Origin of the sequence: Thermaurantimonas sp., from assembly GCF_046299575.1 — a bacterium.
Taxonomy (GTDB): Bacteria; Bacteroidota; Bacteroidia; order Flavobacteriales; family Schleiferiaceae; genus Thermaurantimonas.
On the sequence record NZ_JBKBHX010000003.1, the window covers coordinates 296,191 to 320,404 of the forward strand.

The window sequence follows — 24,214 nt, forward strand, 5'->3', positions numbered from 1 at the left end:
CTAAACCGTCAGAAGAAGGTAAATATTTTTTGTCGAAAAAGCAGAATTGGGATCCTCAAGGCCATCGCCTTTAGGCCCTTTAAGTGTTGTAATCATCGATGGTATTTCTTTGGGAGGATATTTAGCCTTAATATGAGTCAAAGCATTGTTGAGTTTATCAATAATTTGAGACGTTTTACCTAAAACGATGATTGTGTTAGGAAGATTCTGAATTTTGATGTGATAGGTCTGATTGGCAGTGACCATTATGCCGCCATTGCTTGCAATCAGCAATTCGCAAGTGATAAATGCAGCATCTGCATTTTTAGATAAATCCGTTGGCTGAATAATACCTGCTTCTCTGACAAGCGTCTGTAAATATGTATCGTTACACGACAATGTCTCAATTAGTTCTTCAGCTATGATGTCTTGCAGCGTTTTAATCACCTCTTCTCGATCTTCGCAAAAAATAAACTTCCCTCCAGCTGCTACAAACCTGTCAGCGAAGATGGCTTCTAAGTGTGCAGGATTAACAGCAGATTTTGGCGCTGCTGAAGCCTCTGAGGTTTTCTCAGGGGCTTTAGGCAGCAAGGAAGAGAATATTTTTGAGAAAAGTGATGACTGCGCCATAGAACAAAGAGGTGTTAGTCCTTTGATTCTTGGACTGAAACAGTAGCTCCGCTCAACTCAGCTTCATCTTTTTGTTCCTTTTCAGCTTCGCCTTCATTATTTGAAAGTTCAGTGGAATTAGACTGGGTATCTGCTTCTTTATCCCACTTGCGCTTTCCGAAAATCTGTTCCAAATCCTGTTTAAAAATAACCTCTTTTTCGAGCAATAATTCAGCTAATTGAATGAGTTTTTCTTTATGAGTTGTTAATATCTCAATGGCTCGTTCGTATTGCAGATCGACGATTTTTTTCACCTCTTCGTCGATGATCTCAGCTGTTTTTTCACTGTATGGCTTATTGAAGCCAAACTCGTTCTGACCTGATGAATCGTAGTATGTAATGTTACCTATGCGCTCGTTGAGGCCAAAAATGGTAACCATAGCTTGTGCCTGGCGTGTTACTTTCTCCAGGTCACTCAAAGCTCCGGTTGAAACTTTGTTAAAGATCACCTTTTCGGCAGCCCGTCCACCGAGGGCAGCGCACATTTCGTCTTGAATCTGGTCGGCAGTGGTAATCTGGCGCTCCTCGGGCAAATACCAGGCCGCCCCTAAGGAACGACCTCTTGGCACAATGGTAACCTTAACCAGTGGAGCAGCATGTTCGAGCATCCAACTTACAGTGGCGTGGCCTGCTTCGTGATAGGCAATTACTTTTTTCTCTTCAGGAGTTATGATTTTCGATTTTTTCTCCAAGCCGGCGACGATTCTATCCACAGCATCGAGAAAATCCTGAAGCTCAACGACTTTTTTGTCTTTACGAGCAGCGATCAGTGCAGCTTCATTGCATACATTGGCAATATCTGCCCCTGAAAATCCCGGAGTTTGCTTGGCCAGAAAATCGATGTCGAGGTCAGAAGTATGCTTTATGCGACGCAGGTGAATTTTAAAAATTTCTTTGCGCTCATTCAGGTCAGGCAAATCGATGTATATCGTTCTGTCGAAACGCCCTGCGCGGGTCAAGGCGCGGTCGAGAATTTCCGGTCGGTTGGTTGCAGCCAGTACGATTACTGTCTCATTCGTCTGGAAACCGTCCATTTCAGTGAGCAACTGATTGAGGGTATTTTCTCTCTCGTCGTTTCCTCCGCTGAATGAGGCTTTTCCTCGGGCTCTACCTATAGCGTCAATTTCATCAATAAAGATGATGGAAGGTGCTTTTTCCTTAGCCTGCTTAAAGAGGTCGCGAACCCGCGAAGCACCTACGCCCACAAACATCTCCACAAAGTCAGATCCAGAAAGGCTAAAGAAAGGAACTTTCGCTTCGCCGGCTACTGCTTTAGCGAGCAATGTTTTACCCGTTCCCGGAGGACCTGCCAACAAGGCGCCCTTTGGTATCTTACCGCCCAAATTGGTGTACTTCTCGGGGTTCTTCAAAAAGTTGACAATTTCCTGAATTTCTTCTTTGGCGCCTTCCATACCAGCTACATCTTTGAAGGTGACCTTCACATTGGTGTTTTTATCAAAGAGCTGGGCTCTTGATTTACCGATATTGAAGATCTGACCTCCGGGGCCACCACCCATTGTGCTCATCCGGCGCATGATAAACATCCATATCAGGAAGATGAACAGGAAAGGAAGCACCCAGGCTAAAATGTCGCTCCAGTAATCACGCTGTTCTTCGTAGGTAATGGGCACCTTACGTCGGTCAATATTAGGGTTGTCTTCGTAAAAATTCCTCAGTTCATCGCGAAAGGCGTCACCTGGCATTTGAAAAACTAAGTGCGGACCAGGAACAACCCCCGAACCTGTGCTCCTGCTTCTCAGATCTTTAAATACTTCTTTGGTCTTTATACTTTCTTGACGGAGAAAAACTTGAATTTCCTTTGAATTCACTACCCGAATGCGCTCTACATCGTCGCTCAGCAAGTAGGTTGTTAATTCATTGAAGCTGCTCTTTTTAGCAGCACTATTCATCATGCCAAGCAGCTGAATACCAAAGATTACTGCAATTAGGATAATGTATATCCAGTAAAAATTGAACCCCCCGTTTCGTTCGGAGTCCCCGTTTCCTGAATTTTGATTTTGGTTTCTTTTTCGGAATTGACCGAATTCTGCAGGATGTTTTTTCTTTTGAGCCATAATGGTTAATCGACATTTGAAATTTCAGTAATGCGCGCATCACTCCATAGACCATCGAGGTCGTAAAAACGCCTTTTTTCGGGTAAGAAGATATGCACGACTACATCTACGTAATCTAACAAAACCCATTCGGAATTGGTTTTGCCCTCTATATGCCAAGGCCTTTCTCCAGTATTTTCAAACACCTTTTCTTCCACTGAGTCGGCTAAAGCGCTCACCTGAGTGGTGGAATTGCCTTCAGCGATCACAAAGCAATCACAAACGGCCTTATCAATTTCAGAGAGGTCAAATATTTTAATGTTAAAGCCTTTTACCTCGCGCAGACCTTCAATTATTGAGTGTATAAGTCTATCAGTATCAATATCTTGTTGTATTTTCATTCAATTATATGTAATTCTGTAGCTTTAAATTGTAAGACTGCTAAAATAAGCAATAAAATTGCCAATTGTTTTTGAAATTTTGTCAATTCTATGTTTCATCGAAAACACTTACCGGTAGTAGAATCGACCAACGACTGGCTTAAAAAGATGCTTGAACAAGGCACTATCGAAAACAATTTATTGATTTTCACTCAAAACCAAATAAAAGGACGAGGACAGTTCGATAGACAATGGCACATGGAACCTGAATTAGATTTAGCTTTTAGTTTTTTCATGGAAGTGCCAGAAGTTGGAGAAAATTTTTTACCAGCTATTCATTCAATGACAGTTTGTCTTGCACTACATAACACTTTTGACAGGTTGGGCATACATACTCTGATAAAATGGCCTAATGACCTGCTTGTCAATGAGAGAAAAATTTCAGGAATTTTACTGGAATCTATCAATTTGGATAAAAAGATTTTTTTAATCAACGGCATTGGAATCAACTTAAATTCTTTTAGAATCGACAAAGAAACTCAATACAAATCCATCTCGGTAAAAGATATCATAAGGAGAGAAATTGCTGCCGAAGATTTTCTCAATACCTTTGAAGATTCATTCAAACATTTTTATTCATTTCAGGTAAGTGGTAATTACGAAAAAATACTTTCGGCATACGAAAAAAATATGTATAAAAAAGGTGAAGTTGTAGAATTAATAAACCTAAAAAACAACAAAGTTTTTGAATCGAAGATAAAATGTATAGATGCAAACGGGCGATTGATTGTGGAACTGGAAGAAGCCACAATGAGCTTTCACAATGGAGAAGTAAAATGGATGTATTAATGCTTAGAAAGTTCCCGCTCTCTCTGCCAATTTATCAATGAAATTTTGAAGCGGTTTTTCGAGCATCATTCGCATCATCATATTCACTTCCCCGTCAAAGAAAAATTGAATACCACTGGTTTGGGGACTCTGTTCTGAAAGCACACAAGTAAGTGTAAATTTTAAGATGGAAGTAGCTGATTCAAAGGTTATTTTCTGATTTTCTACTTTCTCCTTTACACGAAGCTGAACTTCAGGAAATCCTTTTAATCCAAAGGTAAAAGTATCGCCCTCGGCCTTAAAAACTGTCACTTCAGGCGGCATTATTTCTTTGTAATTTTCAAGAGAAGAAGTCAGTTGATTATATAATTCACGAACTGGCTTATTTACCGTAATAAGTTTGCTTTGTAAATTCATAGGTTAAAATTTTTAATTATCGACCCCATTTTTCGGGCATTAATCTCCATTCATTGAGTTGTTTCAACTCATTTTCATTAATGTATCCAACTTTTAGCGCTGTTTTTATCAGATGTTCATAATCGCTGAGGGTAATAAGTTGGATGTTTTCATCCTCAAACAATTTGTGGGCATCGTCGAATCCGTAGGTAAAAATTGCCTGGACCCCTAAGACCTTTAGTCCGGCTTGTTTTAAAGCATTGATCGCATTTAAAGAACTTCTGCCTGTAGAAATCAAATCTTCGATTACAACCACATTTTGGCCTGAGATGATGTACCCTTCAATTTGATTCATTCGACCATGAGATTTGGGTTCTGGCCTCACGTAAATGAAAGGTAATCCGAGCTCATCAGCAACGAGAGCCCCAATTGCAATCGCACCGGTAGCCACACCTGCTATAACGTCGGGTTTTGGGAAGTGACGCTCAATATTTTTAACCATCATCTCTCGAATGTACGTTCGTACTGCCGGGAAGGATAAAACAACCCTATTGTCGCAGTATATTGGAGATTTCCAGCCGCTTGACCATTGGAAGGGAGATGATAAATTTAGCTGTACCGCTTTGATTTGCAACAGAAATTCAGCTGCTTTTTGAGCAATATCTTTGTCAGCGATCATATGGCGCAAAAATATGTACAAAGTGAACATTCAAAATTCGCTTCTTGCAATCGGGGGCAAACCCATTCGAAGACCCGACTGGCTGATCGATTATTATAATAATTTTCCTTTTGACATGATAATCAATCAGTTAGAAAATTCGCCTGTCACTTTGTACTATCATATTAAGGCTGATAACAACGAAGAAGAAGTGTGGAAAGAATTTACAAAATATTTTGAGATGATTCAAGCCGCTGGCGGTGTTGTCAAAAATAAAGATGGGAAATTTCTGATAATTAAACGCCATGGTAAGTTTGACCTACCCAAAGGCAAGGTTGAAGAATATGAAAACTTAAAAGATGCTGCTCTTAGAGAGGTAGCCGAGGAATGCGGCATTAAAAACTGTACCCTCGATGCAGAAGAGCCAACAATATCATATCACACTTACAGCATTGATGGTAAGCGCGTGTTGAAGAAAACGCATTGGTTTCCGATGACCGTAGATGATCCATTATATTTGTTCAAGCCTCAAACGGAAGAAGGAATTACGGATGTCTTCTGGCTTGAGCCAGAAAAGTTAAATACCATCTTTTCAAATACATATCCAAACATCAAAGACTTGTTAATTCACTTTTCACAAAAAAAATAAACGTTCTGTAGAGTTTTGTCTCAAATTCATGATTTAGAATTTTATTGCCTAGTCATTCCTTTATTTTTGTGACAAATTCTTAAACATAAATGAACACAACGGAAACAACTTACATTCCTTACAAAGTAAAAGACATCTCACTGGCCGAATGGGGACGGAAGGAGATTCAGCTTGCTGAAGCTGAAATGCCGGGATTGATGACTCTGCGTAAAAAATACGGAGAAAGCAAACCCCTGAAAGGGGCCCGTATAGCCGGCTGTTTACACATGACCATACAAACTGCAGTTTTAATCGAAACATTGGTAGAACTCGGAGCTGAGGTAACATGGTCGTCTTGCAACATTTTTTCAACCCAAGATCATGCAGCTGCAGCTATTGCTGCTCGTGGCATTTCAGTATATGCATGGAAGGGAATGACCGAAGAAGAATTTGATTGGTGCATCGAGCAAACCCTTTTCTTTGGTCCTGAGCGCAAGCCTCTTAACATGATCCTCGACGACGGTGGCGACCTTACAAATATGGTATTAGATCGCTATCCTGAGTTGGTAGCTGGTATTCGCGGTATTTCAGAAGAAACTACCACCGGTGTACACCGCTTATATGAGCGTATGAAAAAAGGTACATTGCCACTTCCAGCTATTAATATTAATGACTCAGTTACAAAATCAAAATTTGACAATAAATACGGCTGTCGCGAATCAGCTGTAGATGCTGTTCGCCGTGCTACTGATGTAATGATTGCTGGTAAAGTGGTAGTAGTAGCTGGCTATGGCGACGTGGGAAAAGGCACGGCTGCCTCCTTCAGAGGTGCAGGTGCACGCGTGATTGTGACCGAAATAGACCCCATCTGTGCCCTGCAGGCGGCTATGGATGGTTATGAAGTGAAGAAGATGATCAACGCCGTGCCATTGGCCGATATTGTAATCACCGCAACGGGCAACTGCGACATTATACGCGAAGAGCACTTCCGACTGATGAAGGATAAAACCATCGTGTGCAACATCGGACACTTTGACAACGAAATCGATGTTGCCTGGCTAAAGAAGAACTACGGCCATACGCGCATTAACATTAAGCCGCAAGTAGATCTTTACAACGTTGATGGAAAAGATATCATACTTCTGGCTGAAGGTCGTCTTGTAAACCTAGGTTGTGCAACCGGGCATCCATCCTTTGTAATGTCTAATTCCTTTACCAACCAAGTGCTCGCTCAAATCGAATTGTGGAACAACCACGACAAATACGAAAACAAAGTTTACACATTACCGAAACATCTCGATGAGATGGTGGCAAGACTGCACTTGGAAAAAATCGGCGTAGAGCTCGACGAGCTTACACCCAAACAAGCCGAATATATAGGTGTAGATATAAACGGACCATTTAAGCCTGAATATTATCGTTATTAATGAAGAAATCAAGCAAAAAAGCCGACTTAAAAAGTCGGCTTTTTTGTTTTAAAAATAATAAAAAAACCGCCTGACAGGCGGTCTTTTTTAATGCATTTTTGCCAATTACTTTTGCTCGGCAGCAGGAGTTTCAGCTTGAGAAGCGCTATCAGCTTCAGCTGTTTCAGCAGCCTCTTCTTGATTTGACTCCTCAGTAGCAACTTCTTCAGTTGTTTGAGTTTCTTCTTGAGCAGTTTCTTCCTTAGCGTTGTTGCAAGCTACGAAAGCTACCATAGCAAGAGCAGCAAGAAACAAATTGATTTTTTTCATGACGCGTAATTTTAAATTGATTAATAAACTGCTACAAAAGTAGTAGCATTTTTTTTCTTTGTACAATACCGAAAATGTGTTTTCACTTGAGGTACAGAATGTTTTAATAAGATTTTAACATTGGTTGCTTTTTTAATCATTTTGATTTTTATTTATTCTTATTGATTATTCTTAATAAACCTATGTCAAAAGGGAGCAATACATTTGTTTTAGTTTAACATGATTTTTCTACTTTATGAATTCGCTCGAAGAGTATAAAAATTTGATTGAAGACTCCATAATAAAGTATTCATCTGGCACCAAACCAGAAAATTTACACGATTCCATACGATACATACTTAGCCTCGGCGGCAAACGCATAAGACCGATACTCGTGCTCATGGGATATGGCGTGTACAATGACCATGTAGAACGCGCCCTTCATCAAGCCCTTGCAATCGAGCTGTTTCACAACTTCACTTTAATACACGACGACATAATGGATAGGGCCGACTTGCGCAGAGGCAACCTCACTGTTCATAAAAAGTGGAACGAACCGACTGCCATACTTTCAGGCGATCTGATGCTCATCAAGGCCTATGAACTACTTTGCGATGCTCCAGCACATTTGGTGCAGCCAATGCTTCAAGCCTTTAACACTATGGCCACTGAAGTTTGCGAAGGTCAACAAATGGATATGGATTTTGAACAGCGAACCGATTTAAGCGAAGAGGAATACATCGATATGATTCGCAAAAAAACTTCTGTACTCATCGGCGCTGCAATACAAATAGGAGCACTGCGTGCCGGAGCAGATGCCTCTGAAGCCGGATTGCTGTACGAATTTGGTGTCAATATTGGCCTGGCCTTTCAAATGTTGGATGATTACTTAGATGTATTCGGACAATCAGAAAAAACCGGAAAAATAGAAGGCGGTGATGTGCTTAATAGAAAGAAGACTCTTCTTTTTCTACATTGTTATCGCCATGCAGATGAACAATCGAAAAACGAATTGCTTTCGATTTATGAAAATCGCTCTTCGAAATCGGATGCTGAAAAAGTACACACGGCTCGAGAGCTTTTTAAGAAAGCAGGTTCAGATAAATATCTCTACCAAAAGGCGGAAGATTACTATCACATAGGTTTAAATCTATTGAAAAGTGCTGATTTTCAAAGAGAGCGCATCAAACCCCTCCTAACTCTGGCAGAGTATCTCATGCAAAGAGAAAATTAAAAAAAAGGGGGCATAAGCCCCTTTTTTTATGCGTAAATCTTTTTATAAAGATCTTCGTATTTTTTAAGAATTACTTTCCTGCGCAACTTCATGGTGGGGGTCAGATGCCCAGCTTCGATTGACCAAACATCGGGAGTAAGCTCAAATTTTTTAATTTTTTCCCAATTTCCAAATTCTTCGTTGTATCGATCCACTTCTTTTTGTATTCTTTCAATTACTTTCGGATTTTTAATGATTTCTTCGTTTGAAGTGTATGGAATTCCCTTTCTTTCGCACCATTGCTTTAAGAAGACAAAATCAGGCTGAATAAAGGCAGCAGGATGTTTTTCATTTTCGCCAATCACCATGATTTGCTCAATGAAACGGCTTTCTTTGAACTTGTTTTCCATGATTTGAGGCGCAATGTATTTGCCTCCCGATGTTTTGAAAATCTCCTTTTTACGGTCGGTGATTTTTAAAAATTGCCCTTCAACCATTTCGCCGATATCACCTGTATGGAAGAATCCATCTGCATCGATCACTTCAGCGGTCAATTCTGGCTTTTTGTAATATCCCATCATCACATTAGGTCCTTTTACCAGGATTTCGCCGTCTTCGGCAATTTTTACAATACACTCATTAATGGGACGGCCTACAGTGCCAATTCTGGTGCCATCGTTTTTCGGACAGTTTACAGCTATAACGGGCGAAGTTTCTGTAAGGCCATAGCCCTCTTGTATATTAATTCCGGCGGCCAGAAAAATTCGACAGAGTCGGGGATTAAGCGCAGCTGCACCAGAAGCTACGGCCAAAACCCTTCCGCCAAGGGCCTCTTGCCATTTCTTGAAGATAAGTTTACGGGCAATTGCGAGTTTAATTTTATAAAAAAGACTTTTACCTTTAATATCATACTCTTCAGCGAGTCCTACAGCCCAATAAAACAGCGCCTTCTTGATGCCCGTAAGAGTCGCGCCTTTGTCCATAATTTTAACAAAGACTTTCTCCAAGAGCCTTGGCACAGCTGTGAAGATGGTCGGACGTACTTCGCGCAGATTTTCGCCTATGGTATCCATGCTTTCGGCATAATACACTGAAATAAAGTTGTAACAATACAAATAATTGAGCATGCGTTCGTAAATGTGGCACATTGGAAGAAAACTGAGAGCCACCCCTCCATCGGTAATGGGCAAACGGTCCTGGCAATTCATTACATTGCTGGCGATGTTTCGATGGCTGAGCATTACGCCTTTTGGCCTGCCTGTTGTACCTGAGGTATAAATGAGGGTAGCCAGTTGCTCAGGCTTAATGCTTTGCATGATCGATTTCAACTCAGCGCGCCTGCCGGAGTTTTTGCCAAGCTCTACTACCTCCTTGTAGTTAGGCAAATCTGGTTCTTCATCAAAAACATATATTTTTGAGAGTGTAGGCACTTGTGATTTTATGCGCATGACTTTCTCGTAAAGCGGGCGGTCTGAAACAAAGCAGATTTTTACCTCAGCATCGTTAAAAATGTAGATGTAATCATCTTCGGAGGCTGTGGGATACACAGGCACATTGATGGCTCCGCATTGCATGATGCCGATATCGCAGAAGTTCCATTCAAAACGGTTGTTGGTGCTGATTAAAGCGACTTTGTCATCGGGCTTTATGCCTAGTTCCATTAAGCCAAGCGCAATGTGTTCAGCTGCTTCTACATATTCTTTTGTCGAGATTTCAATCCATTTCCCATTTCGTTTAGATGCTAATGAAACGGACAAAGGCTTTTTTTCGAGCTGGTATTTTGGGAAGTCGAAAAGTCTTGTAGGCTGATTCATTGTTAATGAATTTTTAATGTTTGCAAATAAAACATATTACAACGTTAATTGGGAAGATTGTTTATCAAAAAAATGTTGTTAAACAAAAAAACCTCCCGATTGGGAGGTTTTTTGTAGAAGTTGGTGGTTAATACTCGTCTTCGTTCCAAAGGAAGTCTTCCTGAGTGGGATAATCCGGCCATATGTCTTCGATCGACTCATAGATTTCTCCTTCATCATCTTCTATGGCCTGCAGGTTTTCGATTACCTCTAATGGCGCACCAGTACGAATCGCGTAATCTATGAGCTCATCCTTTGTGGCCGGCCAAGGTGCATCACTGAGGTAAGAGGCTAATTCAAGCGTCCAGTACATCGTCCGGGGTTTTAAAATTTTTTGCAAAAGTATAAAAAATTTATGGAATATTTCAAAATCGTGTAAACAGCATCTTATTGAATTTATGATGTTGATTTCCAGTGGATTTCTTGAGAGCCGGTGAGAAATAATGTGAATCTTGCCAGTGTAAAGAAGTAGTCTGAGAGTCTGTTAAGAAACTTGATAATGCCTGGATCGACTTGCTCTTCAGAAGCAAGTAATACGACAATTCGTTCGGCTCTTCGGCATACACAGCGCGCGAGGTGACAATACGATGCGACCGGGTGTCCTCCGGGTAAAATAAAGTTTTTTAAAGGCTTTAAGTGTTTAGTCATTTCGTCTATGTAGCCTTCCAAAGCTTCCGTAGAATCAGTAGGCCAAGGAGTGAGATACGACTTTGCTTGTTCATTTTCAGCAGCAAGATGGCTACCGGCTAAAAAGAGCAGGTTCTGTATCTGATGTAGTTGGTTTATGATATCAGGATGCATGTATTCATCAGCTACTAAGCCTATCCATGAGTTGAGCTCATCCAATGTACCGTAAGCTTCGATGCGGATGTGGTACTTTTCTACTCTACTGCCGCCAAGTAGAGACGTTTGACCCCCATCACCTGATTTCGTATAAATTTTCATTTGAGAATGGCTTTTGTGTATTATGTCAAAATTAGAGGGATGGAGGCCTTTTTTAAAAATCTTTAATTACAAAAACGGTTCGTCTGTTGAGCGCTCTACCTTGTTCGGTTTGATTGGAGGCAATCGGTTTGTCGGGGCCAAATCCTTTATACGACATACGCGAGGGCGATATTCCTTTATTAAGAAGGTATTCATAAACCACTTTTGCCCTGTTGTTCGAAAGCACCAGATTGTCTTCACGGGTACCCACATTATCGGTATGTCCCTGTATTTCAATATGTATGCTTTTGTTGGTTTTTAAAAACTCATAAAATTCTTCCAATATTCGAACAGCCCTTTTATCTAAAGCATACGAGTTCGTTTCGAAGTTGATATCATGCAATCGGTATTCTTCGCCCCGCTTGAGTTTTTTTACTTCAATTGTCTGTTGTTTTATTACAGACTCTTGCGATGCGTTGAGGTCTTCAGCAACGATGTAGCGCGAAGTGAAAGCAGTTCCTGCCTTTTCAGCCACCAACAGCAAATCTTCATTCTGCTGAGTTTGCAATGCTACGGCAAAGTCACCTGTAACTGTATCGATCCGCACAGTTGTCTCCTGGGCTGATTGCACTTTTTTAATTTTAACTTGCACATTTCCAGGCGATTGTCCGTTTTCATCTGTTAATCTGCCGGTAATTAGTCTTGTAAAGTTAGGACGGGCACTTTTCGGCAACTCAAAGTAAAATACATCCCAGCCTCCTTTACCCTTAATCTTATCTGTGGAAATGTACCCTTTTGTGCCATCGAGGCTTACAAAAAGCCCCACTTCATCTGCCTCAGTATTTATAGGATAGCCAATATTCTGAGGAGCACTCCACTTTTGGGTTTGCAGATCGAGCTGAGTGTAAAAAATGTCGTGACCACCTATGCCGCCATGCCCGTTAGATGAGAAGTAAAGGGTTACTCCATCTGAATGGATGTAAGGCGATTTTTCGTCTTTTGATGTATTTACGGTAGGTCCTAAATTCTCAGGAGCACTCCATCTGCCATCGGGCAATCGATAGCATCGGTACAGGTCAAGGCCGCCTTGGCCTCCTTTGCGATTGGAGGCGAAGTACAGCCAATCGCCATTGGCAGTCACAGAAGGTTGAGACTCCCATGAATCGGGCCTATTGATCAGCTCTCCCACACTTTGTGGTTCTGACCATCGGTCGTTTGAATAAGTTGAAATGTAAATATCGCAGTTCTGATAACCGGAGGGAAGCAATTCGCATATCGTGAAATACAGCTCCCTGTTATCGGCAGTGATTGACGGTCCGCCTTCGTTGTATTTTTGATTAAAGGGCGAAGGCAGGGGCTGTCCGCGTTCAAATTTTCCATCAGGTAAACGCCGTGCATAGGAAAACTTCTCAACAACTCGCTCCACTGGTACAGGACCTGATTTTCGGTCAATTTCTTTACCCCGACGGGTGAAAAAGCACCATGAGCCATCTGGAGAGATGGTGGCCAAATATTCATCTGCAGCTGTACAAATGTCCTCTAATGGCTTTGGATGAAAGTCAACCGGGTTTTCGCGCAGTCTTCGCTCCATGTCTAAACTATTAAGTATTGAACGCGCTTCACGGTCAAACTGCGGTTCTCGATCGGGATGCTGAATGTACTTTTTTAACAACTCAACGCCTTTGGAGGGCTGCCCATTTTCAATCAAAACCACTCCGGCATAAAATAAAACATCAGCTTTGTAGTCAGGACAAAGCTCCAAAAGACGCATCCATGCAGCCTCAGCTTCACGCATGCGTCCACCGCGTACAGCCGTCTCACCATATAGATATAAAACATGCGGGCAGTTGCGATCGAAATTCATCATCAAATCAGCATACCTTCTCATTTCTTGATAGTTCTTAGCCCGCCAAGCCTTATTCCATTTTTCTATTTGAGCTACTGCCTTTTCTGCACAAGGTTTCTCACAAGTTCCTAATTCGGGTTGTGCATATAATTTTGAAAAAAATTGAACTCCGGTTACAACAACAAAAGCAGCAAACAAATTATATTTGAAAAAAATCATAAACCTATGAAAGCTAACGTTGGAAAGTTGGACAAAGGTATCCGATTAACGATTGCAGTAGTAGCCTTAGTGCTTTATTTTACTAAAGTTTTGACCGGAACAGTAGGTATTGTTGCTCTTGTATTAGCTGGCCTGCTGGTATTCACATCGCTCGTAAATTTTTGCCCAGCTTATACGCTTTTTGGCATAAACACATGCGAAACAAAAAAATAATTCCGGGAGCGATTTAACCTTACGTGTTTAAAACCGGTAATCCTTTCGATTGCCGGTTTTTTTTTTGACCAATTGATACATTTTAGTTTCGAACAATTCAATTCTTACAAGTAAGCATGAAATACAATTCAAGAAGTGTATCTCAATCCATCTTGAAATAGAATTTTAAGTTTATATGTTTTAAGAGCACTTAATCCAACTTTAAAAAAATATGAGATATTTTCTGGCAGGGGATTACTGAATTAGCAATGTGATTCAAATTACGCAACATAACGTATAAATGTAAACATCAAAAAATTTAAAGCCAAACATTCTTCAAATTTACTCTCATCGATTTTTTTTCGTCACTTTTATAAAAATTGTTAAAAAGATACTTTTTATCAATATAAACAATTTTTGTTTATTTTTGTCGTGTAAATGGTAACTTTAAATACAATGGAAGAAGTAAAAATGACTCCAAAAAATGTAGCCAACTACCTAAAATCAAATTTCAGCAATAGAGGTGGCTTAAAAAGCGTATTCGCTTCTCAATTCCTTTCAAAATTCGATTTAGAGCAATTAGAAGCTTTAAAAGCTGATATCGAAGCAGAAATTCAAGCTCGTTACGATGCCATCGCTCAAGAGAAAATTGCTGAAGTAGAAAAACTTGGCTACAAGGTTATTAAAGCCTAATCAGGCTACCAAAGAAGTATAAAACCGTCCACGATAGGGCGGTTTTTTTGTTTTATATACTTCATTGTCAGTGATTTTATAATAAAAAATCAAAAACTTCCTTAAGACAAGTTTTAAAAATAGGAATATATTTTTAATCAGCAACTAATCACTTATAAAGACCTTTTGACGCCGAACGACTACTTTCTATTGAAAGTAAAGATTGCTTAATTGAGAACATTCACCATAAGTAGAAAATAATTTGAAAGATAGAGTCCCTTCACTTGACAATATCCCGAATTAGTATACGCAAACAAAATAGATTGATTCCATGAGGAGTATTATCAACCATAATTGTAAAGAATTTTTTTACAAAAACTTGAGATAATCAGACAGAATCTTACAAATCAATGAAACCTGAAATCGCCCAATCAAAAAATTACATTACGATAAAAAATTCATTAAACGCTCAAAAATTTGCTTAAGTACTATTTAGCATTTAAAGAAATGCTCAACAATTCTGAAATATTAATTTACATCGATCAAAAAGTACTTCCATCTACTATCCCTTATTTATTCCAGCACTCTATGCTCTTGGATAAACTTTTTATTTTGCCTTTAAAAATGACCTATATCAAGTTTAAAGCAATAAAAATTTTAACTCAAATCTTAAGCAAGTGCTCCATTTATTTCTAAAAACCTTTGAAACTATTATAGTATTTTCTGATGTTTGCAACATTATTCAGTTTTCGATACATTCTATTTCATCACATAAAATATCTTTTAAGAATTTACTAATAACTTCTTTGATACAGAACACCAAAGAGTTTTTTTAAAATACTGAGTTGAAAAAATTGAAGGGATTCAACGCTTAAGCAATAGTTATTGGAATTCAGTCTATATTAATATCTGTAAGTAATTCAGAATTAAATAATCCAACAAAGTTTTTCAAATAAGCAATGCAAGTGATTGTTGAGCAATTAAAACATTTTAATTCGCGTTATAAAAAGACAATACTTACTACTTTTACGCGTCAGCGTACACACCGATGTCCATCCTGCTCGAAACACACAACATTTCAAAAAAATACGGAAATCACCAAGCCCTGTCAAGCGTATCGCTTCAGGTCAAAAAAGGAGCCATCTTTGGTCTATTAGGGCCAAATGGCGCTGGTAAGACAACGCTTATACGCATCATTAATCAAATCATATCGCCCGATAGCGGCACAGTCTACTTCGACGGAGAGCATTTAAACCCGAGTCATCAGGCTCGGATTGGATACTTGCCGGAAGAGCGTGGTTTGTATCGTACCATGAAAGTGGGCGAACAAGCCCTCTACCTTGCTGGACTAAAGGGTATGCCCACGGCTGAAGCTAAAAAAGCTCTGCGCTACTGGTTTGAACGCCTCGATATCACTGACTGGTGGGACAAGAAGGTGGAAGAACTTTCAAAAGGCATGGCTCAAAAGGTTCAGTTTGTCATTACCGTACTTCACAAGCCAGAGCTACTCATCCTTGATGAACCTTTCTCGGGCTTCGACCCTGTTAACGAAGGCATCATTCGCGATGAACTGCTCGAGCTCCATCGACAGGGTACCACCATTATCTTCTCAACCCACCGGATGGACACCGTCGAAGAACTCTGCCAAGACATTGCCATGATTGATCGCTCACGCCTGGTGCTTAGCGGACCACTCCATTACATTAAGCGCCAGTATGCTCGTCATCAATGGGAAATTGTTCTCGACCCTGTAAATGTAAACGCGCTAACACTTCCTAATGATTTCCACATCATCAGCCATTATACCACTGAATATTATACTCATCTCCTTGTTCAAGACATTCGCATCCAAGGTTTAAGTCCACTCTTGCAATGGCTTGTGGCACAGCCAGGTTTACAGCTTCATTCTATCCGCGAAGTGCTCCCTGCTATGAAAGACATCTTTATCGACGTGGCTAAAAACAACACCTCAGCAGCATGAACAAAATTTGGCTCATTATACAACGCGAATTTCTCCATCGCTTGCGCAAGCGCTCCTTTATCATTATCACTCTTATAGGGCCCCTGCTTTTTGGCTTACTAATCATTGCCCCCGCTCTACTGTCAAACATGCAGCAAGAAAAGCGCACAATCCTTGTACACGACCGCGCTACTGTACTCGACTTCCACCCAGGCAACGACGATATAGCCTTCACATATTTAGATCCATCGCGCTACGATTTACAGCAGGCAAAACAGCTTATAAAAGAAAAATCCGAATTTTACGCTCTTCTTTACATTCCCACAGGTGAAACCTGGGACCCCGATTTCATTTCTGCGGGCGTATCCATGTATAGTCAAGGTGACATATCTCTTAAAGTTCAATCCTACATCGAAAACCTTATCAAATCAAAAATACAGGAAGAAAAGCTCAAGCTCCTGGGTGTGGACCCCTCCGTGGTTAAACAATCTGAAACAAACGTACGCCTGCGCACTTTTTACCTCGAAGAAGTCAATAGCGCCGAAAAACAATCAGCCACCGAACTCAAGTTTGTGCTTGCCTACATCAGCAGCCTGCTCATTTATCTGTTTATCTTCCTCTACGGCAGCATGGTGATGCGCGGCATTATCGAAGAGAAGGCTAACCGCATAGTCGAGATCATCATTACTTCAGTGAAGCCCTTTCAACTGATGATGGGAAAAATCATTGGCATTGCCCTCACAGGACTGCTGCAATTTGCCATTTGGGTAATACTCAGTACCGTCGTTTATGCACTGGCATCGCAAATCTTCTTCCGAGAAAAATTCGAAGCCGCTCGACAGCTCGCCCTGCAGCAGGAACAACTGCGCGCAGAGGGAAGTGCTATTCCAACGGACATCGACCGCTCCCTTGAAATCATCAATGCCATCCAAACCATAGACTTCCCTCTCATACTTTCCCTATTTCTTTTTTACTTCATCTTCGGCTATCTGGCATATGGAGCCTTGTTTGCTATTGTTGGCTCTACGGTCGATAATGAAACCGACTCCCAGCAGCTCGTTCTGCCCATTAGCATCCCGCTGATCATCGCCATCATAGCCATGCCATCCATTTTAGACAATCCTGATTCCACTTTTGCTAAAGTGCTCTCCTTCATACCCCCTACCTCCCCTGTTGTGATGATGACACGCATACCCTTCGGCGTACCCTGGTGGGAAACTATAATCTCCATGCTGTTGCTTGTACTCTTTTTTTTGCTGGCTACCTGGGTCGCCGGGCGCATTTACCGCGTAGGTATTCTCATGTACGGAAAGCGCTATTCCCTACGCGACCTCATCCGATGGTTCACCTACCGCAGCTAATTCTTTATGCACTGTTTACCCTTTTTGAAAATTAGGGCGTGCTCCTGACTTCCTTTTCTTCACTTAATAGTCTGAGCTTGTTTTCACCAGAGGCTGAAAGGTCCTTCGTTTGGACTTGGAAAAAACTGGATGCTTTTAGCAAGTAGTCTTAATGGGATACACTTACAAGATAAAAGATGCTGACAAAACAAAAAGTTTTCGTCAGCATTTGCTTCGTTCCAGTACTTCGACAGCGCTTCCCTCTGCCTTAGCACCGTGCTACTACACACCCGTCACATTTGTGATGCGACAACGGCCAATGATCGCTTTTCTTAAATTTAAACTTTAATTAAAACCAAATGTCTTCTTACGCCATTCTGCAAATTTTGAGGAAAAAACAAATCCGCTTTATTTGCTTCCCTTTGGAAAATAAAGAGCTGAATATGCCGACAAAGCTCCCTCGATATTTCGAAGGTAGTAGGCTGCACAGAATGAGAATTTTTAGATAATAGATTAAACCAAAAAATCTTTACGCTAAATTACAATAATTGTTTTAGATCTATCACCCAATAAACCGAAATCAACCTACATCTATTACCCTCAAAATCTAAATTAAATAAAAATATGATAAAAATCAGGTTAAGTAATCCAAGTTTTATTAAAATATTGTCATTTTCAATTACTTTTGAGAAAAATCCTGTAAATGGTTGCTCCAAAGCCGATTGATGAAGAAGAACGATTAGCCGAATTATACAAATACGAAATACTCGATACCTATCCAGAGGAGGACTTCGATCAGCTTGTAGAGTTGGCCTCAGCTATATGCGAAGTTCCCATTTCTCTTGTATCACTGATAGACCGCGACCGCCAGTGGTTTAAGGCCAAGAAAGGCTTAGACCTGGACGAAACTTCCCGAGACGTCGCCTTTTGCGCTCACGCCATACTGCAGGACGAGGTCTTTATTGTCGAAAACGCCTTGGATGACATCCGTTTTTTTGATAATCCATATGTGGTTAATGACGGCATCCGATTCTACGCCGGTATGCCCATCAAAACCCGAAACGGCAAGAACCTGGGGACGCTCTGTGTGATCGACCGGGAGCCAAAGACCCTAAGCCCCAGCCAAAAACGCGCACTCGAAATTCTCGGCCGACAAGTGATCAATCTGATGGAACTTCGCCTGACCAATAACCGCCAGAAAGAGCTCATTACCCTGCTCGACAAGCAAAAAGAAGAGCTCAAAGCCCAAAACGAGTTTAACTCCCGCCTTATCAAGCTACTGGCGCACGATATAAAGAGCCCTTTGACCTCCATCAAGGGCGGCCTCGACCTGATCCTCGATGGTCATCTGCCAGCTGAAGAAGCCTCCCAAATCTTCAAAGACCTCTCCGATAGCATCAACTCTACCCTTCAGATGGTGGACGACACCCTCCGCTGGGGGCTGTTGAACATGCGCAAAATTCTGCCTCAGCAGCCTGTTAGATTACATGATATGATCGAAGAGATTAAGGATTTATACAATTTCCTGTTAAAATCCAAACACATTCAATTTGTAAATTCTATTCCCAGAAATTATATCATCGAAACAGAACCAGAAGCGCTCGAAATCGTTCTTCGAAATCTCATTCAAAATGCCATTAAATATACTGAAAATGGCAGTATTAAAGTTTCTGTTACCGACTCAGAAAACATGAAATGCATCAGCGTGAGCGATACCGGTAAAGGCATGAAACCATCACAGCTTCAAGCTATTAATAATCAAACAGGCGAATTAGTTTCTACCCTTGGCACACATGGCGAAAAAGGCACTGGTTTCGGCCTTCGCATGTGCATCGATCTGGCTAAATCCATCGGTGCAAGCCTCTACGCCACCTCTGAAGAAGGCAAAGGCGCTCAGTTCAAACTGATTTTCAAACAAGACTAATTAAACCAAGTTTGTAAGTCGCTTAAAAGACCGACAACATTAATGAAAACCGTCAAAAACACCTTTCCGGTACTCGATATGTCGTGCGCAGCCTGCGCTGCCTCAGTAGAAAAAGAGCTCCAAAGGCAGCCTGGTGTACGCTCGGCCACTGTTTCTTATGCCAGTGGCTGCGCTGTTGTAGAATTCGACGAAGAAAAAACAAACCCAGATCAACTTCGCATCGCTGTCAGAGCCCTTGGCTACGACATGGACATCGGCGAATACAACCGCCGAAAGCATCGAGAGGCAGAACTACAAGCTTTCCGCAATCTCAGGCTTCGGGCCTTTTTCAGCCTTGCACTTTCAGCACCGGTCATGGTCATCGCCATGCTCTGGATGCATAAGCCCTGGGCTGATTACGTGCTCTGGGTTCTCACTACAGGCGTAATCTGGTTTGGCCGTCGGTTTTTTTCCAATGCCTGGAAGATGACCCTGAGCTGTCAGTCAGGCATGGATACCTTAGTAGCCCTTAGCACCGGCACAGCTTATCTTCTGAGCACACTTGTTACTTTCTGGCCTTCCTGCTTTGCGCAGTTACTCGGTCATCACACTTATTATGAGCCGGCTGCCATGGTCATCGCCTTTGTGCTGCTTGGCAAATATCTGGAAGAGCGCTCGCGCCATCGGGCTACCAATTTTCTCGACGCTCTTGCCTCCAGCCTGCCCGAAACTGCCATTCGCCTGTCAGGCGAAACCCAGGAGGAAATCCCTGTTCATCTCGTTCAGCCTGGTGATCTGCTCCTGGCACGTATGGGCGACCGCATCGCCGTGGATGGCGAAGTGGTCGATGGACAGGCATGGATCGAGGAAAGCATTCTGACCGGTGAATCCCTGCCAGTGTCAAAAAAAACAGGTGATCCAGTCTTTGCAGGTACCATTAACACAGATGGTCTGCTGCGCTACCGCGCTGTAAAAACCGGGTCAGAGTCGCGCTTTGCCAAAATCATCGCCCTGGTGGAGGCTGCACGCTCATCCAAGCCTTCGGTACAGCGCCTTGCCGACCGCATTTCAGGCATTTTTGTGCCAATAGTGCTGAGCATAGCAGTGCTTACTTTCTTAGGATGGTGGTTTTTTGGTGGTTCTGGCGCATTCTCTGTTGCTCTTACTACATCTTTAGCTGTGCTCGTAGTGGCTTGCCCCTGTGCCTTAGGCCTTGCTACACCTACAGCCATCGTCAATGCCATCGGTACCACCGCCAAATGGGGCATCCTGGTTAAAAATGCCGAAACTTTTGAAATCGCCTCACGTGTATCACATCTTTTTCTTGACAAAACGGGTACACTTACCTCCGGAACTCCAGCCATAGATACCATCCACTACCACACTGCTGCTCCCATAGATTTCATCAACACCCTACTCCTCAGTATGGAATCACGCTCTAATCATCCCTTAGCCAAAGCTATTTTACAGCATTTTAATAAGAATGAACAACTCCTCGACTTCGACGATTGGACCTACCACCCCGGCCGCGGCATCGAGGTCGTTTACAAAAACCAGCACTTCTACTTAGGCAGCAGTCAATGGATGAAAGAAATTCTAAAATCCTCATCTTTCAATACAGACACTTCAACCGGCATGTGTTTCTACCTATTTACTAGAAGCGAGCTTTTGGCCACCATTACCTTCCACGATACCTTAAGACCACAGGCAGTTGAAGCTATTAGAGAGCTGAATGAGCTTAAGATCAAAGTCGCTATACTCTCAGGCGATGCAGAGAAAACAGTTGAGTCCATAGCACGAGAAGCTGGCATAGCTGCATTTTACAGCCAATGCTCCCCAGAGGAAAAGCTTAAAATCATCAATCAAACCAAAGCAGATGGTCATACCGTGGCTATGGCAGGCGATGGCATCAACGACGGTGCTGCTCTGGCAGCCGCCGACCTCGGCATCGCCATGGGCAGCGGAGCTCACCTGGCCATCGAATCCGCTCAGATCGTCATCAAAAACGATTCCCCTCTCCTGATTGCCCGCATTCTTCAGTTTTCGCGCAGAGTGCGCACCGTCATTTACCAGAATCTCTTCTGGGCCTTTATCTACAATCTTATTGCCATACCTATAGCTGCCGGACTGCTCTTCCCCTCATTCGGCATTCTACTCCAGCCGCACTGGGCTGGCGCAGCCATGGCACTCAGCAGCGTAAGTGTGGTTTTGAGCAGCCTCAGATTGAGATATTATAAACACAAGGCTTCCGACCTGTAAACTACATTTGCCGGGTAATCTGACGGCTTGCATGGAAAACTTTACTTTTCTGGTCACTCTCGACGACGATAAGTCTGACGTGATCCGCGAAATCGGCATTGAATCTAACAAAACCCTAGAAGACCTTCATCATCTCATCGTCAGCAGCTTTGGACTTCCTCCAGGCGAGCTGGCCTCCTTCTACCGAACTAATGAAAACTGGGAACAGCTCGACGAAATTCCGCTATTGCCTCTTGGCGAAGGCGAAAATGCTCCTCTCCCTATGAGAGAAATCAGTGTAGGAGCTTACTTCACCAACAACAACCGCCTGCTCTATGTGTATGATTTTTTGAATTTATGGACATTCTACGTAGTGAAAAAATCACAGGGACCTGCCCTTCCCGTGGGTCTTATTCACAGCATCGGCGTACTTCCGCCTGAAGCTCCGGCGCGCTTTTTCACAGGTGAATCCAATAAAGATAAAAAATCCTCCTTTGACGACGATTTCGCTTTCAGCAACGACGAAGATGAATTTTTCGACGACGAAGACTTCGGTGAAGGCTTTCACGAAATAGACCCTGACGATTATTAATACCCTTAAATCCCTCTTTTCCAATGAATTCCTACGATCTCATCGTTATAGGCTCTGGCCCGGGTGGATATGTGTGCGCCATCCGTGCTGCACAGCTCGGCTTTAAAACCGCCCTTATCGAAAAGTACAACTCCCTCGGAGGCACCTGCCTCAATGTGGGCTGCATCCCATCCAAAGCCTTACTTGACTCCTCTGAGCATTATCACAATGCCCTCCTAAACTTCAAAACACACGGCATCGAAATCGACACTCCCCGCGTCAATATGCCCCAGATGATCGAGCGCAAGCGCAAAGTCGTGGCCCAAACCGTGGACGGCATACGCTTTCTGATGAAAAAAAACAAAATCGACGTATATCACGGCATAGGCTCCTTTGTCGATGCAAATACCGTGAAGGTTGCCGGCGAACAGGAAGAAACCCTCACCGCCAAACACATCGTCATCGCCACCGGCAGCAAGCCGGCAACACTGCCCTTCGTAAAAATTGACAAAGAGCGCATCATCACCAGTACCGAAGCCCTCGAGCTGCAGGAAGTACCTAAGCACCTCATCGTTATCGGAGGTGGTGTAATAGGTGTAGAGCTCGGCTCTGTGTATAAGCGCCTGGGAGCTAAAGTCAGCGTGGTCGAATACATGGACCGCATTATTCCCGCCTTTGACCAGGCCCTGAGCAAAGAACTCTACAAAGTGCTCAATAAGCAAGGCATGGACTTCTACCTCTCCCACAAGGTCACCGCAGTCGAGCGAAAAGGCGCCGAAGTCACCGTCACAGCCACCGGCCCCGACGGCAAAGAAGTACAACTCACCGGCGACTACTGCCTAATCAGCATCGGCCGTCGGCCCTACACCGAAGGCCTCAATCTGGAAGCAGCCGGCCTCAGCACCGACGAGCGCGGCCGCATTCCTGTCAACGACCACCTGCAGACCGCCGTACCCCACATCTACGCCATTGGCGACGTAGTACGAGGAGCCATGCTCGCCCACAAAGCCGAAGAAGAAGGCGTATTTGTAGCCGAGCACATCGCCGGCCAAAAGCCCCACATCGACTACAACCTCATCCCCAACGTCGTTTACACCTGGCCCGAAGTAGCCTGCGTTGGTCGCAGCGAAGAAGAGCTCAAAGAAGCCGGCATACCCTATCGCAGCGGCACCTTCCCCATGCGCGCCCTCGGCCGCGCCCGCGCCAGTGGCGACACCGATGGCCTGGTCAAAATCCTCGCCCACGCCGAAACCGACGAAATTCTCGGCTTCCACGTCATCGGCGCCCGTGCAGCTGACCTGGTAGCCGAAGGCGTCGTAGCCATGGAATTCCGCGCCTCCGCCGAAGACCTTGCACGCATATCCCACGCTCACCCCACTTTCGCAGAAGCCATTAAAGAGGCCGCCCTCGACGCCACCGGCAAGCGCGCCCTCCATATGTAATCTACCCTTCAGAATACCCCATCCCACCGTCCCGGGCACATCTACTGCCCGGGATTTTTTTTATTTTTTGGACTTGCCCCCTCAGAGCATGCCCTCTCGGAAAGCTTATTTGGCTTGTCCAGACAAGGGGCTGAAAAGCACCTTCGTCAGGGATCAGGCTAATCAAATGAGGTCGAAGATGCTGACAAAACAAAAAGTTTTCGTCAGCATACGCTTCGCTTCCGTGCTACGGCTTCGCTGCGCTTCGCCTGCGCACCGCGCTGGCGCGCGCCCGCCGTATCCCTCACGCGGCAGCGGCCTGCGGCCGCTTTTCAATGACTGTAGCAAATATTTTTACCAAGACCCTTTTTTTAATACACTACTGCCCGGTACCCGAGTCACAATGGAATGCAAATGCCCACCCTCAGAATGCAAACAAAGACATCAAAACGAATGCTTACCCCACCCAAAATCCCTCTCTAAGCCCGACCAGCGGATGTAAGAGGTGCGTTGCCCCTTTTTCCTACAAAAAGCCACAGAGAGATATCGGGGGTG

23 protein-coding genes are annotated in these 24,214 nt (G+C 43.1%); 13 read left to right on the top strand and 10 right to left on the bottom strand.

What is annotated here, in order from left to right:
- The 3 genes from ACK4EX_RS06325 to rsfS are packed head-to-tail and all read right to left on the bottom strand — an operon-like array spanning window position 1 to window position 3,103.
- Window positions 1-609 (bottom strand): LUD domain-containing protein, encoded by a 609-nt coding sequence (locus ACK4EX_RS06325; protein ID WP_409770878.1) that lies wholly within the window; start codon window positions 607-609, stop codon window positions 1-3.
- Between the two features lie 14 nt (window positions 610-623).
- Entirely contained in the window at window positions 624-2,723 is a 2,100-nt protein-coding gene (gene ftsH, locus ACK4EX_RS06330) for an ATP-dependent zinc metalloprotease FtsH (RefSeq protein WP_409770881.1), read from the bottom strand.
- Between the two features lie 5 nt (window positions 2,724-2,728).
- Window positions 2,729-3,103, bottom strand: coding sequence for a ribosome silencing factor (gene rsfS / locus ACK4EX_RS06335; RefSeq protein ID WP_409770883.1), 375 nt, complete (start codon window positions 3,101-3,103; stop codon window positions 2,729-2,731).
- 90 nt (window positions 3,104-3,193) lie between these two features.
- Here rsfS and ACK4EX_RS06340 point away from each other — a divergent pair, with 90 nt between their 5' ends.
- On the top strand, window positions 3,194-3,931 hold the full coding sequence (locus tag ACK4EX_RS06340) for a biotin--[acetyl-CoA-carboxylase] ligase (protein ID WP_409770885.1): 738 nt from the start codon (window positions 3,194-3,196) through the stop codon (window positions 3,929-3,931).
- A gap of 3 nt (window positions 3,932-3,934) precedes the next feature.
- Here the strand turns inward: ACK4EX_RS06340 and ACK4EX_RS06345 are convergent, their stop codons facing one another.
- Both ACK4EX_RS06345 and pyrE read right to left on the bottom strand, forming a co-directional pair.
- Window positions 3,935-4,327, bottom strand: coding sequence for an SRPBCC family protein (locus tag ACK4EX_RS06345; protein WP_409770887.1), 393 nt, complete (start codon window positions 4,325-4,327; stop codon window positions 3,935-3,937).
- A gap of 16 nt (window positions 4,328-4,343) precedes the next feature.
- Complete coding sequence (gene pyrE, locus ACK4EX_RS06350; protein ID WP_409770889.1) at window positions 4,344-4,985, bottom strand: orotate phosphoribosyltransferase; 642 nt, start codon at window positions 4,983-4,985, stop codon at window positions 4,344-4,346.
- A gap of 22 nt (window positions 4,986-5,007) precedes the next feature.
- Between pyrE and ACK4EX_RS06355 the strand changes: the two genes are divergently transcribed.
- On the top strand, window positions 5,008-5,613 hold the full coding sequence (locus tag ACK4EX_RS06355) for an NUDIX hydrolase (protein WP_409770893.1): 606 nt from the start codon (window positions 5,008-5,010) through the stop codon (window positions 5,611-5,613).
- Window positions 5,614-5,702: 89 nt separating this feature from the next.
- The gene (gene ahcY / locus ACK4EX_RS06360; protein ID WP_409770895.1) at window positions 5,703-7,019 is read left to right on the top strand and encodes an adenosylhomocysteinase; all 1,317 of its coding nucleotides are present in this window, start codon (window positions 5,703-5,705) and stop codon (window positions 7,017-7,019) included.
- A gap of 105 nt (window positions 7,020-7,124) precedes the next feature.
- Here the strand turns inward: ahcY and ACK4EX_RS06365 are convergent, their stop codons facing one another.
- A complete protein-coding gene (locus tag ACK4EX_RS06365; RefSeq protein ID WP_409770897.1) occupies window positions 7,125-7,328 on the bottom strand; it encodes a hypothetical protein in 204 nt (67 codons plus the stop codon).
- A 235-nt stretch (window positions 7,329-7,563) separates the two neighbouring features.
- Between ACK4EX_RS06365 and ACK4EX_RS06370 the strand changes: the two genes are divergently transcribed.
- Entirely contained in the window at window positions 7,564-8,541 is a 978-nt protein-coding gene (locus tag ACK4EX_RS06370; RefSeq protein WP_409770899.1) for a polyprenyl synthetase family protein, read from the top strand.
- Between the two features lie 26 nt (window positions 8,542-8,567).
- Here ACK4EX_RS06370 and ACK4EX_RS06375 read toward each other — a convergent pair whose 3' ends face one another.
- The 4 genes from ACK4EX_RS06375 to ACK4EX_RS06390 form a co-directional block, all read right to left on the bottom strand.
- Complete coding sequence (locus tag ACK4EX_RS06375) at window positions 8,568-10,334, bottom strand: AMP-dependent synthetase/ligase (protein WP_409770902.1); 1,767 nt, start codon at window positions 10,332-10,334, stop codon at window positions 8,568-8,570.
- A gap of 127 nt (window positions 10,335-10,461) precedes the next feature.
- The gene (locus tag ACK4EX_RS06380) at window positions 10,462-10,686 is read right to left on the bottom strand and encodes a DUF2795 domain-containing protein (protein WP_037357876.1); all 225 of its coding nucleotides are present in this window, start codon (window positions 10,684-10,686) and stop codon (window positions 10,462-10,464) included.
- Between the two features lie 83 nt (window positions 10,687-10,769).
- Window positions 10,770-11,318 (bottom strand): cob(I)yrinic acid a,c-diamide adenosyltransferase, encoded by a 549-nt coding sequence (locus ACK4EX_RS06385; protein ID WP_409770905.1) that lies wholly within the window; start codon window positions 11,316-11,318, stop codon window positions 10,770-10,772.
- Window positions 11,319-11,370: 52 nt separating this feature from the next.
- A complete protein-coding gene (locus ACK4EX_RS06390; RefSeq protein ID WP_409770907.1) occupies window positions 11,371-13,362 on the bottom strand; it encodes an OmpA family protein in 1,992 nt (663 codons plus the stop codon).
- A gap of 6 nt (window positions 13,363-13,368) precedes the next feature.
- Between ACK4EX_RS06390 and ACK4EX_RS06395 the strand changes: the two genes are divergently transcribed.
- The 9 genes from ACK4EX_RS06395 to ACK4EX_RS06435 form a co-directional block, all read left to right on the top strand.
- The gene (locus tag ACK4EX_RS06395; protein ID WP_409770909.1) at window positions 13,369-13,575 is read left to right on the top strand and encodes a DUF2892 domain-containing protein; all 207 of its coding nucleotides are present in this window, start codon (window positions 13,369-13,371) and stop codon (window positions 13,573-13,575) included.
- Between the two features lie 435 nt (window positions 13,576-14,010).
- Window positions 14,011-14,247, top strand: a complete 237-nt coding sequence (locus ACK4EX_RS06400; protein WP_409770911.1) for a hypothetical protein — start codon at window positions 14,011-14,013, stop codon at window positions 14,245-14,247.
- 1,027 nt (window positions 14,248-15,274) lie between these two features.
- Window positions 15,275-16,207, top strand: a complete 933-nt coding sequence (locus ACK4EX_RS06405) for an ABC transporter ATP-binding protein (RefSeq protein WP_409770913.1) — start codon at window positions 15,275-15,277, stop codon at window positions 16,205-16,207.
- Window positions 16,204-17,547 (top strand): ABC transporter permease, encoded by a 1,344-nt coding sequence (locus ACK4EX_RS06410; protein WP_409770915.1) that lies wholly within the window; start codon window positions 16,204-16,206, stop codon window positions 17,545-17,547. Before ACK4EX_RS06405 ends, ACK4EX_RS06410 begins: the two co-directional genes overlap by 4 nt.
- Window positions 17,548-18,229: 682 nt before the next feature.
- On the top strand, window positions 18,230-19,450 hold the full coding sequence (locus ACK4EX_RS06415) for a GAF domain-containing sensor histidine kinase (RefSeq protein ID WP_409770918.1): 1,221 nt from the start codon (window positions 18,230-18,232) through the stop codon (window positions 19,448-19,450).
- A 42-nt stretch (window positions 19,451-19,492) separates the two neighbouring features.
- Window positions 19,493-21,688 (top strand): heavy metal translocating P-type ATPase, encoded by a 2,196-nt coding sequence (locus ACK4EX_RS06420; RefSeq protein ID WP_409770920.1) that lies wholly within the window; start codon window positions 19,493-19,495, stop codon window positions 21,686-21,688.
- Window positions 21,689-21,719: 31 nt separating this feature from the next.
- Entirely contained in the window at window positions 21,720-22,259 is a 540-nt protein-coding gene (locus ACK4EX_RS06425) for an IS1096 element passenger TnpR family protein (protein ID WP_409770923.1), read from the top strand.
- Between the two features lie 23 nt (window positions 22,260-22,282).
- Window positions 22,283-23,680, top strand: coding sequence for a dihydrolipoyl dehydrogenase (gene lpdA / locus ACK4EX_RS06430; protein WP_409770925.1), 1,398 nt, complete (start codon window positions 22,283-22,285; stop codon window positions 23,678-23,680).
- A gap of 314 nt (window positions 23,681-23,994) precedes the next feature.
- Window positions 23,995-24,214: hypothetical protein (locus tag ACK4EX_RS06435; protein WP_409770928.1), on the top strand; the 220-nt coding region annotated here is incomplete at its 3' end.